Origin of the sequence: Nocardia sp. NPDC005978, from assembly GCF_040614455.1 — a bacterium.
Taxonomy (GTDB): Bacteria; Actinomycetota; Actinomycetes; order Mycobacteriales; family Mycobacteriaceae; genus Nocardia.
Genome location: NZ_JBEXUS010000020.1, coordinates 70,473 through 82,541 on the forward strand (window position 1 = coordinate 70,473; position 12,069 = coordinate 82,541).

At 67.7% G+C, this 12,069-nt stretch carries 14 protein-coding genes; 12 read left to right on the forward strand and 2 right to left on the reverse strand.

The window, feature by feature from the left end; translation table 11 throughout:
- Position 1 precedes the first annotated feature (1 nt).
- The 7 genes from rapZ (at position 2) to ABZ319_RS12130 (ending at position 7,361) form a co-directional block, all read left to right on the forward strand.
- Positions 2–1,000, forward strand: coding sequence for an RNase adapter RapZ (gene rapZ / locus ABZ319_RS12100; RefSeq protein ID WP_354986396.1), 999 nt, complete (start codon positions 2–4; stop codon positions 998–1,000).
- Positions 997–2,043 (forward strand): uridine diphosphate-N-acetylglucosamine-binding protein YvcK, encoded by a 1,047-nt coding sequence (gene yvcK, locus ABZ319_RS12105; protein ID WP_354986397.1) that lies wholly within the window; start codon positions 997–999, stop codon positions 2,041–2,043. The genes rapZ and yvcK overlap by 4 nt, the downstream gene beginning before the upstream one ends.
- Complete coding sequence (whiA, locus tag ABZ319_RS12110; protein WP_354986398.1) at positions 2,040–3,017, forward strand: DNA-binding protein WhiA; 978 nt, start codon at positions 2,040–2,042, stop codon at positions 3,015–3,017. The genes yvcK and whiA overlap by 4 nt, the downstream gene beginning before the upstream one ends.
- A 226-nt stretch (positions 3,018–3,243) precedes the next feature.
- The gene (gene gap / locus ABZ319_RS12115; protein WP_354986399.1) at positions 3,244–4,260 is read left to right on the forward strand and encodes a type I glyceraldehyde-3-phosphate dehydrogenase; all 1,017 of its coding nucleotides are present in this window, start codon (positions 3,244–3,246) and stop codon (positions 4,258–4,260) included.
- A gap of 5 nt (positions 4,261–4,265) precedes the next feature.
- Positions 4,266–5,477: a phosphoglycerate kinase gene (locus ABZ319_RS12120; protein ID WP_354986400.1), complete on the forward strand. Its 1,212-nt coding sequence runs from the start codon at positions 4,266–4,268 to the stop codon at positions 5,475–5,477.
- 3 nt (positions 5,478–5,480) lie between these two features.
- Positions 5,481–6,266, forward strand: a complete 786-nt coding sequence (gene tpiA / locus ABZ319_RS12125) for a triose-phosphate isomerase (protein ID WP_354986401.1) — start codon at positions 5,481–5,483, stop codon at positions 6,264–6,266.
- A gap of 285 nt (positions 6,267–6,551) precedes the next feature.
- Positions 6,552–7,361 (forward strand): SDR family oxidoreductase, encoded by an 810-nt coding sequence (locus ABZ319_RS12130; RefSeq protein ID WP_354986402.1) that lies wholly within the window; start codon positions 6,552–6,554, stop codon positions 7,359–7,361.
- An 83-nt stretch (positions 7,362–7,444) separates the two neighbouring features.
- On the opposite strand, the gene ABZ319_RS12135 is transcribed toward ABZ319_RS12130, so the two are convergent.
- On the reverse strand, positions 7,445–7,621 hold the full coding sequence (locus tag ABZ319_RS12135; RefSeq protein WP_354986403.1) for a hypothetical protein: 177 nt from the start codon (positions 7,619–7,621) through the stop codon (positions 7,445–7,447).
- Positions 7,622–7,676: 55 nt separating this feature from the next.
- On the opposite strand from ABZ319_RS12135, the gene ABZ319_RS12140 reads away from it, so the two are divergent.
- On the forward strand, positions 7,677–8,504 hold the full coding sequence (locus tag ABZ319_RS12140; RefSeq protein ID WP_354986404.1) for a class I SAM-dependent methyltransferase: 828 nt from the start codon (positions 7,677–7,679) through the stop codon (positions 8,502–8,504).
- A 92-nt stretch (positions 8,505–8,596) separates the two neighbouring features.
- Positions 8,597–9,481 (forward strand): alpha/beta fold hydrolase, encoded by an 885-nt coding sequence (locus ABZ319_RS12145; RefSeq protein ID WP_354986405.1) that lies wholly within the window; start codon positions 8,597–8,599, stop codon positions 9,479–9,481.
- A 63-nt stretch (positions 9,482–9,544) separates the two neighbouring features.
- Here the strand turns inward: ABZ319_RS12145 and ABZ319_RS12150 are convergent, their stop codons facing one another.
- On the reverse strand, positions 9,545–9,919 hold the full coding sequence (locus ABZ319_RS12150; RefSeq protein WP_354986406.1) for a hypothetical protein: 375 nt from the start codon (positions 9,917–9,919) through the stop codon (positions 9,545–9,547).
- A 317-nt stretch (positions 9,920–10,236) separates the two neighbouring features.
- Between ABZ319_RS12150 and ABZ319_RS12155 the strand changes: the two genes are divergently transcribed.
- The 3 genes from ABZ319_RS12155 (at position 10,237) to ABZ319_RS12165 (ending at position 11,992) form a co-directional block, all read left to right on the forward strand.
- The gene (locus ABZ319_RS12155) at positions 10,237–10,599 is read left to right on the forward strand and encodes an ACT domain-containing protein (RefSeq protein WP_354986407.1); all 363 of its coding nucleotides are present in this window, start codon (positions 10,237–10,239) and stop codon (positions 10,597–10,599) included.
- 277 nt (positions 10,600–10,876) lie between these two features.
- Positions 10,877–11,248 (forward strand): BlaI/MecI/CopY family transcriptional regulator, encoded by a 372-nt coding sequence (locus ABZ319_RS12160; RefSeq protein ID WP_354986408.1) that lies wholly within the window; start codon positions 10,877–10,879, stop codon positions 11,246–11,248.
- A gap of 336 nt (positions 11,249–11,584) precedes the next feature.
- Positions 11,585–11,992, forward strand: coding sequence for a hypothetical protein (locus ABZ319_RS12165; RefSeq protein WP_354986409.1), 408 nt, complete (start codon positions 11,585–11,587; stop codon positions 11,990–11,992).
- Positions 11,993–12,069 lie beyond the last annotated feature (77 nt).

The window sequence follows — 12,069 nt, forward strand, 5'->3', positions numbered from 1 at the left end:
CATGACGCGCGTCGAAGCCAGCAATAGTGCGGTCGAAAGCAGCAGTACGGCCGACATCGATGATCCACAGTCCACAGCGGCCCGGCGTGCACCATCGCTTCCCGATGGGGTCGACGCTCCGGTCGAAGTCGTTATCGTCACCGGTTTATCCGGCGCCGGCCGCGGTACTGCCGCCAAGGTGCTGGAGGATCTGGGTTACTACGTCGCCGACAATCTTCCGCCCGAGCTCATCGGGCGCATGGTCGAGCTGGGGGCGGGTGCGGACCCGCCGATTCGCAAGCTGGCCATGGTGATGGATGTGCGAAGCCGCTTCTTCACCGGAAATTTGTCGGCAGTCACCGAACAACTGCGTGCGAGCGGGGTGCGAACGCGCATCCTGTTCCTGGAAGCCTCCGATGATGTGCTCATCCGACGTTACGGATTCGCGCGTCGGCGGCATCCACTGCAGAGCGAGAGCGCCGATGGCACCCTGACCGCCGGCATCGCCGCGGAGCGTCACCGGCTCGCCTCGGTGAAGACCGCGGCGGACCTGGTCATCGATACCACCGCGCTGTCCATTCACCAGCTGCACCGCAAGCTGGAGGAGGCGTACGGCGGTGGCGGCACCACGGCTCTGCAGCTGACTATCCAATCGTTCGGTTTCAAGTACGGAGTACCACTGGACGCCGATATGGTTCTGGATTTGCGATTCCTGCCCAATCCGCATTGGGTCCCGGAACTCCGAGAACAGACCGGACAGGATGCCCCGGTCAGTGAGTATGTGCTGTCGCGGCCGGGCGCCCAGGACTATCTGGGCACCGGACGCCATCTCATAGATCTCACCACCGAGGGCTACCGCCAAGAGGGGAAGCGATACATGACCGTGGCAGTGGGCTGCACGGGCGGTAAACACCGCAGTGTGGCGATAGCGGAGGCCCTGGGTGAGCTACTCGGGACCGACGCGAACCCGGGATCGAAAGACGTGGTTCGCGTGGTCCATCGGGACTTGGGGCGGGAATGACTGCGCGAGAAACGAATCCGGCGATCGTCGCGCTGGGCGGTGGGCACGGGCTGTACGCCACGCTCACCGCGGTGCGGCGGCTGACGCGCAAGATCACGGCGGTGGTGACGGTCGCCGACGACGGCGGCTCCTCCGGCCGGCTGCGCGCCGAGCTCGGCATGCTGCCGCCCGGTGACCTCCGGATGGCGTTAGCCGCCTTGGCAGAAGAATCGGACGGCATCTGGGCCCGCACGGTCCAGCATCGCTTCGGCGGAACCGGCGCGCTCGCCGGGCATTCGGTGGGCAACCTGATCCTGGCGGGCCTGACCGAGGAACTCGGCGACCCGGTCGCCGCGCTCGATGAGGTGGGCCGGATCCTGCGGGTGACCGGCCGGGTGCTGCCCATGTCGCCGATCGCGCTGACCATCGAGGCGGATGTGGCCGGGCTGGAGGGAGATCCGCGGGTCAGCCGGTGTATTCGGGGTCAGGTGGCGGTGGCCACGACCCCCGGGAAAGTACGCCGGGTCCGATTGATCCCATCCGACCCACCCGCCTGCCCCGAATCAACCTCGGCGATCGAGCATGCCGACGTGGTGGTGCTGGGGCCGGGAAGTTGGTTCACAAGCGTGATACCCCATGTGCTCGTGCCCGATTTGCACGAAGCCTTGTTGCACACGCGGGCTCGGAAGGTACTGGTGCTCAACCTCGCCGCCGAACCGGGCGAAACGGCCGGATTCAGCGCCGAGCGGCACCTGCATGTATTGTCCCAGCACGCACCGGATTTCACGGTCGACCATGTTCTGGTCGATTCCGGCTCCGTACCCGAGGGTAGGGAACGCGAACATGTAGCAAGAGCTGCCGAACAGCTGCGAGCACGAGTAACCTTCGCTGATGTTGCCGAGGCCGGGACAGACCGGCACCACCCCGGAAAGCTTGCCGCCGCACTGGATCAGGTGATCCGGCAACCTCGGCCGGAATCAGCAGGGCTTCGAGTCGAAGGACGGCATATGGGCCAACGTGTGCGGTCCGGGTTGGGTGGAAAGGAGCGCGTCTCGTGGCGATGACAGCGGAAGTGAAGGACGAGCTGAGCCGACTCACCATTTCACAGGTGAGTTCGCGCAAGGCCGAATTGTCCGCGCTACTGCGGTTCGCCGGTGGATTGCACATCGTCGGTGGTCGCGTGATCGTTGAGGCCGAGGTGGACATGGGTTCCATCGCGCGCCGACTGCGACGCGAGATCTTCGAGCTGTATGGATACGGCTCCGACGTGCATGTCCTGGGCGCGGGCGGGCTCCGCAAAACCTCCCGGTACGTAGTTCGGGTATCTAAGGAAGGCGAGGCGCTCGCGCGCCAGACCGGGTTGCTCGATGTGCGCGGACGTCCCGTGCGGGGTTTGCCCGCACAGGTCGTCGGCGGCAGCATCGGTGATGCCGAAGCCGCTTGGCGCGGAGCGTTTCTCGCGCACGGCTCGCTCACCGAGCCGGGCCGATCGTCCGCGCTGGAGGTGAGCTGCCCCGGACCCGAGGCCGCTCTCGCTCTGGTCGGCGCGGCCCGGCGCATGGGCATCTCGGCCAAGGCGCGCGAGGTCCGCGGCACCGATCGGGTGGTGGTGCGTGATGGCGAGGCCATCGGCGCGCTGCTCACCCGCATGGGGGCCCAGGACACGCGGTTGACGTGGGAGGAACGGCGCATGCGCCGCGAAGTCCGCGCCACCGCGAACCGGCTCGCGAATTTCGATGACGCAAACCTGCGTCGTTCGGCACGGGCAGCGGTCGCCGCCGCCGCCCGCGTGGAGCGCGCCCTGGAGATATTGGCCGACGACGTGCCTGATCATTTGGCCGCCGCCGGCAAACTGCGCGTGCAGCACCGGCAGGCGTCACTGGAGGAGCTCGGCCAGCTGGCCGATCCGCCGATGACGAAAGACGCTGTGGCGGGCCGCATTCGACGCCTCCTGTCGATGGCCGACCGCCGGGCGAAGGAGCTCGGCGTGCCGGACACCGAATCCGCCGTCACCGCGGAGTTGTTGGAAGAGGCGTGATCCCGTCCGAAAATCGGACATAATCGACTGATGGCGCCGCACCTCGAAAAAGGTGCGGTGCCATCGGTGTTTCGAAACACCCCCGCAGACCGTTCCGTACGGGTCGTGCCACCTGCTCACACCGCGCAGCGCGGCCGTGAGAGGGGTCCGTCCGTTACGTTCGCGTGACGGTCTAGGGTGAGGGTGCAACAGAATAAGTTCCGCGACACAACTGAGGAGCGATAACGTGACTGTCCGGGTAGGTATCAACGGCTTCGGCCGCATCGGACGTAACTTCTTCCGGGCCGTAGAGGCGCTGAAGGCCCTCGGCACCACCGACATCGAGATTGTCGCGGTGAACGACCTCACCGACATCAAGACCCTGGCGACGCTGCTGAAGTACGACTCCATCCTGGGTCGTCTGCCGCAGGACGTCTCGGTCGACGGTGACTTCATCGTCGTCGGTGAGCAGCGCATCAAGGCGCTCGCGATCAAGGAGGGCCCGTCCGCCCTGCCGTGGGCCGAGCTGAATGTCGACGTGGTCGTCGAGTCCACCGGTATCTTCACCGACGCGACCAAGGCGAAGGGCCACCTGGCCGCCGGCGCCAAGAAGGTCATCATCTCCGCGCCCGCCAAGGGCGAGGACATCACGATCGTGATGGGCGTCAACGACGACAAGTACGACGGTTCGCAGAACATCATCTCGAACGCCTCGTGCACCACCAACTGCCTGGGCCCGATCGCCAAGGTGCTCAACGACTCCTTCGGCATCGAGCACGGTCTGATGACCACGGTCCACGCGTACACCCAGGACCAGAACCTGCAGGACGCCCCGCACAGCGACCTGCGTCGCGCTCGTGCCGCCGCCCTCAACATCGTGCCCACCGGCACCGGCGCGGCCAAGGCCATCGGCCTGGTGCTGCCCGAGCTGCTCGGCAAGCTCAACGGTTACGCGCTGCGCGTGCCGGTTCCGACCGGTTCGCTCACCGACCTGACCGTGGTGCTGAAGAAGGCCGCGACCGTCGACGAGATCAACGCCGCCATGAAGGCCGCCGCCGACGGACCGCTCAAGGGCATCCTGAAGTACAACACCGATCCGATCGTCTCCACCGACATCGTGACCGACCCGCACTCCTCGATCTACGACGCGCCGCTGACCCAGGTCATCGACAACCAGGTCAAGATCGCTTCCTGGTACGACAACGAGTGGGGCTACTCCAACCGCCTCGCCGACCTCATCGGCCTCGTCGGCAAGTCGCTCTGACACCGATGGCGATCAAGACACTCCAGGATCTGCTGAACGAGGGTGTCGAGGGCCGGGGCGTGCTCGTGCGCTCGGACCTCAACGTCCCCCTCGACAACGGTGTCATCACCGACCCGGGCCGCATCATCGCGTCCGCGCCGACCATCAAGGCGCTCGCGGAAGCCGGTGCCAAGGTCGTCGTGACGGCGCATCTGGGCCGCCCCAAGGGCGAGCCGGATCCGAAGCTCTCGCTCGCTCCGGTCGCCGCGCGTCTCGCCGAGGAACTGGGCCGCAACGTCCAGCTCGCCGGTGACGTGGTGGGCCAGGACGCGCTCGCGCGTTCGGAGGGCCTCACCGACGGTGACGTGCTGCTGCTCGAGAACATCCGCTTCGATCCGCGCGAGACCAGCAAGGACGACGCGCAGCGAGCCAAGCTCGCCAACGCGCTGGTCGAGCTGGTCGGTGACGACGGTGCGTTCGTTTCCGACGGTTTCGGTGTCGTGCACCGCAAGCAGGCGTCGGTCTACGACGTGGCCAAGGTGCTCCCGCATTACGCGGGTGGTCTGGTCGCGGCCGAGACCGAGGTGCTGAAGAAGCTGACCGAGAACGCGGAGCGCCCGTACGCGGTCGTGCTCGGCGGCTCGAAGGTCTCGGACAAGCTGGCGGTCATCGAGGCGCTCGCGCCGAAGGTCGACACGCTCGTCATCGGCGGCGGCATGTGCTTCACCTTCCTTGCGGCGCAGGGACTTCCGGTCGGCGGCTCGCTGCTGCAGGAAGAGATGATCGACACCTGCAAGGGTCTGCTCGACAAGTACGCCGACGTCATCCACCTGCCCCGGGACATCGTGGTCGCCGACAAGTTCGCGGCGGACGCGGAGTCGAAGGTGGTCTCGGCCAACGAGATTCCGGACGGCTGGATGGGCCTGGACATCGGCCCCGAGTCGACCGCGCGCTTCGGCGCGCTGCTGACCGAGGCCCGCACGGTGTTCTGGAACGGCCCGATGGGCGTGTTCGAGTTCGAGAAGTTCTCCGCGGGCACCCGCGGCGTCGCCGAGGCCATCGCGGTGGCCACCGGCAAGGGCGCGTTCACGGTGGTCGGCGGTGGCGATTCGGCCGCGGCCGTGCGCACCCTGGGCCTGCCGGACGACGGTTTCTCGCACATCTCCACCGGCGGCGGCGCGTCGCTGGAATACCTGGAGGGCAAGGAACTTCCCGGCATCTCCGTCCTGGAGGACTGAACCATGGCACGTAAGCCTCTGATCGCCGGCAACTGGAAGATGAACCTCAATCACCTCGAGGCCATCTCCCTGGTGCAGAAGATCGCGTTCGCGCTGCCGGAGAAGTACTTCGCGAAGGTCGACGTCACGGTGATCCCGCCGTTCGTCGATCTGCGCAGCGTGCAGACCCTGGTCGAGGGCGATCGCCTGCTGCTCACCTACGGTGCGCAGGACGTCTCCACCCACGACGAAGGCGCGTACACCGGCGAGATCAGCGGTTCCATGCTGGCCAAGCTGGGGTGCTCGTTCGTCGTGGTCGGCCACTCCGAGCGTCGCCAGTACCACCTGGAGGACGATGCGACGGTGCTGGCCAAGGCCAAGCAGGCGCTGAAGTACGGCATCACCCCGATCGTCTGCATCGGTGAGGGCCTGGGCGTTCGCGAGGCCCGCACGCACGTCGAGTACAACCTCGAGCAGCTGCGCGGCTCGCTCAAGGGCCTGACCGCCGAGGAGATTTCCAAGGTCGTCATCGCCTACGAGCCGGTCTGGGCCATCGGCACCGGCAAGGTGGCGACTCCCGCCGACGCGCAGGAAGTCTGCGGCGCCATCCGCAAGGAGCTCGCCGAACTGGCGGATCCCGAAGTGGCGGCGGGCGTCCGCGTCCTCTACGGCGGCTCGGTCAACGCCAAGAACGTCGGCGAGCTGGTCGGCCAGACCGACATCGACGGCGCCCTGGTGGGCGGCGCGTCGCTGAAGGGCGACGAGTTCGCCACCCTCTCGGCGATCGCCGCGGGCGGCCCCCTCCCGTAAAGGGCTGCCGCACAAGGCAATACCCCACGGGGCCGGATATCCACGGATGTCCGGCCCTGTGTCGTTCTCACGCCGCGCGATCAGTCGTCCTCGACCGGAGGGCTCGGACCGGGGGAGATTCCACGGCGCCTTCGAAGCATGGACGAACCATGCCGGTGACACCGGCGAGCCGGCGGCGATCCGGTCGTCGATGGCCGGAAATCTGGCCGTTGTCGTCAAAGGCGGGGGCATCGCGCTGTGGAATAGTCGAGGCCGGATTGTCCCGAAGGTGGAGGAGATACGCGCGTGCAGGTTTCCGGCAAAGTGGCCATTGTTACCGGTGCGGGGCGGGGGATCGGGGCGGCGCTGGTGCGGGCGCTGGTAGCCGGCGGGGCGCGTGTCGTCGCCGCCGATATCGACGAGTCCGCGGCGAAAGAAGTCACCGAGCGGGTGAACGCCGAGTACCCGGGGGCTGTGGCCGGGGTGGGGGCCGACGTCACCGACAGTGCGCGCATCGCGGAGTTGATCGCGGTGGCCGAGCGCGAATTCGGTCCTGTAGACCTGTATTTCGCCAACGCGGGGATCATCGGGGCGCTGGGGCTGGACGCGGACGACAGCGAGTGGGAGCGCGCCCTGGGGGTCAACGTGCAGGCGCACGTGCGGGCCGCGCGGTTGCTGGTGCCGGGGTGGGTCGAACGGGGCGAAGGGTACTTCGTCAGCACCGCGTCCGCGGCGGGACTGCTCACACAGATCGGGTCGGCCACCTATTCGGTGACCAAGCACGCGGCGGTGGGCTTCGCGGAGTGGCTGCATATCACGTACGGGGACAAGGGGGTTCGGGTCAGTTGCCTGTGCCCGATGGGGGTCAATACCGAGCTGTTGAACCAGGGGGATCCCGAGGCGGCGGCCGCGCATCCGGTGGCGCGGGCCGTCACGGCGGCGGGGGAGGTGCTCGAGCCGGACGCGGTGGCGGAGGTGACGCTGGCGGCGATCGCCGAGGAGCACTTCCTGATCCTGCCGCACCCGCAGGTGTTGGACATGTACCGCCAGAAGGGGTCGGACTACGACCGGTGGCTGCGTGGAATGCGCCGGTACCAAGCAAGTTTGGGGCTCTGAGCGCTCGAGGGGCCAGGACGCGCAGCGGGCTGCGCGCGGCACCGGGTCGCCCGGGCAGCGCCGCCCGCGGTCGCATACCGGCTCTACGGTCGCGTGCGCGGGGTCGCGGCGGCGCCGAGTAGACGGTTGAAGTTCGGGCAGTCCAGGTGAGAGGGGTGGGGGCAGGCCGCGGCGTGGCGCAGGGCGTCGCGCATGGCGGTCAGGTCGCGGATGGAGCGGTCGAGTTCGTCGGCCTTGGCGGTGAGCTGAGTTGGCTTCAACTGAGAAGCTCGAAGTGTCCGATATTTTCGAGGCAGAGGCAAGGGAGACGAGCCGATGAGTGACGAGCAGGGGCAGCGCGAGCGGTGGAACGGGCGGGCGGGCAGCGCCTGGGTCACCTCGCAGGCGCTCCTCGACCGGATGATGAAGCCGTTCGAAGAGGTTCTCCTGGAAGGGGTTTCGGGCGAGCGGATACTCGATGTCGGGTGCGGCACGGGCGTCACCACCGTGGGAGCGACCCGCATTCCGGGCGTGCGGACGTGCGTGGGCCTGGATATCTCCGAACAGATGGTGGATGCGGCCCGCGAACGAGCCGAGCGCGCCGGCAGCCCCGCGACCTTCGTCGTCGGTGACGCGCAAACCTTCGGCTTCGAGCCCGCCGCCTATGACCTGGTGATGTCCCGCTTCGGCGTGATGTTCTTCGCCGACCCGGTCGCGGCCTTCGCGAATCTGCGCGCCGCGACCCGCCCCGGCGGGAAACTGCGCTGCATCACCTGGCGCGACGCCGCGGAGAACCCGTTCATGACCACCGCCGAACGCGCCGCCGCACCCCTGCTGCCCGATCTGCCGGTCCGCGAGCCCAACGAGCCCGGCCAATTCGGGCTGGCCGACCGGGAGATCGTGCGCAGGATTCTCACCGAGAGCGGCTGGACCGATATCGACATCGAGCCCTTCGGCGCCGAATGTTCCTTCGCGGAAGCGGATCTCATCCGCTACGTGACGCAGATGGGTCACGTCGGCATCGCCTTGGCGGGGGCGGACGACCAGACCCGGGACCGAGTGGTTCCCGTCGTTCGCGCCGCGTTCGAACCGTTCGTCGCCGGCGACGAGGTCCGCTTCGACGCCGCGTGCTGGCTGATCCGGGCTCGAAATACCACCTCCTGAACTGCGCACTTTCTTTCCCGCAAGCCTTGATGGTACGTGCATACCAATAACATGGTATGTTCGTACCATCAAAGTTGATGAAGGGGAGAGCGATGGCAGACAAGATCGGACGGTTCAAGAACGACGAGGCCCGCGCGGCGCACGACCGCGCGTACGGCGAGCTCGAGCAGCTCTGGCCGCTGCCCGCGGAGCTCTACAACATCCCGACCCGCTTCGGGTCGACGCATGTGCGCCGCTCGGGATCCGGCACGGGAGCGCCGATCGTGCTCCTGCACCCCTTCCCCGGCAACGGTCTGTACTGGCATCGCTTCATCGAGGATTTCGCCCGCGATCGCACGGTCTACGCGCTCGACACCGTCGGCGCGGCGGGCCGCACGATCCAGACCGCGCCGGTGGGGGAGCAGAACTTCGCCGTGTGGTTCGACGAGGTCATGGCCGGTCTCGGTGTCGAGCGGGCGCACGTGGTCGGCTATTCGCAGGGCTCGTGGACGGCTGCGATCATCGCCCTGCACGGTTCGCGCCGGCTGGCGAGCGTGTCGCTGATCGAACCCGGCGTCTTCACCAAGATGAAACTGCGCGTGCTGTTCAAGGCGATTCGGCTCAGTGCCCGCCCGACGGACGCGAATCTGCGGAAGCTGAGCGAGTGGCTGACCCCGGGCAGCCAACTCGACGACAAGACCATGGCTTGCCTGAAGACCGCGATCGGCTATCAATCCACCGTCGGCTGGCCGCGGGTGTTCAAAGATGCGGAACTGCAGTCGATTTCGGCGCCGACACTGGCGATCTTCGGTAGTGAATCCCTGGGATGCGATCCCGCGCGCTCGGCCCAGCGGATCGCCGAACACCTCCCGTATGGAGAGTCGGAGATCTATCCCGACATGGGACACGCTGTACTGGACCAGATTCCGGAGCAGGTCATCCCCCGCGTCCTGTCCTTCATCGCCCAGCACGACCACCTGCCCGCGGCGCGCGGCTGAAGCGGTCGTTCGCCCGGAACTCCCGAGGGGTAGGAGTTCCGGGCGAACGGCTTCGGCCGCCGGCTAGGACGAGCCGGTGCTGCCGAAGGATCCGGACCCGCCGGACCCGGTGGTGGTCGTGGTCTTCAGCTTCCACGTGCCGCACCCCGCGGTGTAGAAGGCGATATCGGTGGACTTGATCTCCACGGTGACCTTGCCGTTGATCGCGCCTCCGCTTTCGAGGATGGCGGTCACGTCCGGGGTGATGGCGTTCAGGCGCGCCCAGGCGCAGACGGTTGCCGCGGTGGTGGTGGTGTAGACGCCGGGCTGGATGTCGACCCCGACCAGGAAGGTCGCGTCGATGTCCATGATCCCGGTCGATGCGGAAGCGGGCGCCGCGGCCGCCAGTAGTGCGGCGGCGGTCAGGGCTATTCCATTGGCCAGCAAGGCATTACGCATGGTGCGGTTCCTTTCGTCGGAGCCGCGCCGAGCGGGTCCGGTCCGGCCGGGCGCCCGCGGGGAGGACCGGGCGCCCAACAAGTGAAAATTGAGTGTTTCGGAGGCTAGTGGCTCCGGATACGTGATGCGGGGGTTTCACGCATCCTCGTGATCACCTGCGCGACGCAAGCCGCCGTGGTATTCGATCACCTTGCGCGCGGGCCGAATCGGGCGTCGAACGCGGCCCGCGTCCTCTGCCCGGGCTCGCGCGCCGCGCGGACAACCGCCGCCGGGATTGCGGGCGAACGTGAATTCACAACGGCGATTACGATGCCGCTATGGCCCGCACCCAGCGTTTGCGCATCGTCCCGTCGCAGTTCGTGGTGGAGCATCTGCCGAACTCGACGTTCCCCGAGGACGACGAGTGGATCGCGCTGGTGCGAGCGCCCGAGGGGCTCACGGTGATTCGCGAATCACCGGCGTGGGCCGACGCCGAGCGCTGGAAGGGCTTCTACAGCGATGGCGGGCACGCCATCGATACCCCGGGCATGCTGGCCTCGCTCATCGCCCCGCTCGCCGAATCGCAGATCCCGGTGTTCGTGGCCTCGACCTATCACGCCGATCTGGTGCTGGTACCCGAACAGCGGCTCACCGAGGCGTCGGAGGTGCTGCGCGCGGCCGGGCACCGCCTGCCCGACTGATCGCGGCCGGGCTCGTGCCCGGCGAGGCGCGCTGCCTCGGTGAACAGTGGTGTCGCCCGGGTGAACAGTAGTGTCGCCGAGTTGCGCGGCGGGCGGGTCGGGTGCACGATATTACGGTCTACGTACGTAGGACGTACTCGAACGGGTATGTCCGAGGTACCTGGGCAAGTGCTCGAGTGCGTGCCGGCGCACCCCTACGATCAGGAACTACGCAACTGGCCAGTTGGCTGGCACACGGTGCGCGTCCGGCGCGCCGTGAGGTGAGGAGACATGAGAAGTGGGAGCGCGAGGCTTCGGTGAACTGGAAGCGGTCGTGATCGAACGGATCTGGGACCGCGCCGAGAAGACGACCGTGCGCGAGGTGTTCGACGGGCTCGCCGCCGAACGCGACATCGCCTACACCACGGTCATGTCCACCATGGACAATCTGCATCGCAAGGGCTGGCTCGAACGCGAGCGGGTCGGCAAGGCGTATCACTACTGGCCCACGCTGACCCGTGAGGAGTACAGTGCGCGGCTCATGCGCGAGGCCCTCGGTAGCGGCGGCCGTTCGGAATTGGTGCTCGCGCATTTCGTCGAGCAGATGAGCGCGGAGGAATCGGAAGGGCTGCGCACCGCGCTGCGCAAACTGGCCCGCAAGCGCGACTGATCGCGCGCGCCCCGGCTGCGCGGGGCCGAAGTCGTACGCCGGGAAGCTGTACCCGTACATCGGATCGAAGCCGCGCCCGTACATCGGGCCGAAGACATGCCCGTACATCGCCTGTTGACGGCCCGGGCGCGGGCGACGGCCGTGCCTGTCATCGCGCCTCCCGTCGTGCTGTCTCCCGTTCGAGTGTGATCGAGGACTCGCTCACACGGTTCGAACTAAGTACGTACGGAGATAGTAGATTGTTTCGGAGGGATGTCAATCAGGTTGCCCGCATGCACCTGATGCGACTGAAAAGACCGCTGGTCCAATCGTATTCGTGACGGGAAGGGAGTGCCGGTGGCTGCTGTGCCGCGGATCCGGCGCAACCTGCTCGTGCTCGGCTCCCTCGTGGTCGCGATGCTGTTCGCGGCCGGGGTCCTCGCCGACTGCCTGCTGTTGCGCCCGCACGGGCACACCCACGAACCGGTCGCCGTCGCGGCGGTCGCGCCCGGCGCGACGCCCGGGGTGGCCGGCGCGACCGCCGATCACTGCCCGCCCGCGCAGTGGCACTGCGAGAAAGCCACCCTGCCCGGCACGGTGGCCACGTCGCCCTCGGTCACCGCGGCCGCGCTGCCCGCGGCGGCGATCGTGCTGCCGGTCGTGCTGCTCGCGCTCCCGGGCGGGTCCCGCGGCCCGCCCCGGACCCCGCTCGCCACCGTCAGCGGCCGAATGCTGTTGACGCGCTTGTGTATCGCCCGACGCTGATCGGTCAGCGCCAGGCCGGTGTGTGCTCCCCGCCGGCCGGTGTCCGCTGCCCGCACACGTCATCGCCGTCCCCGGGA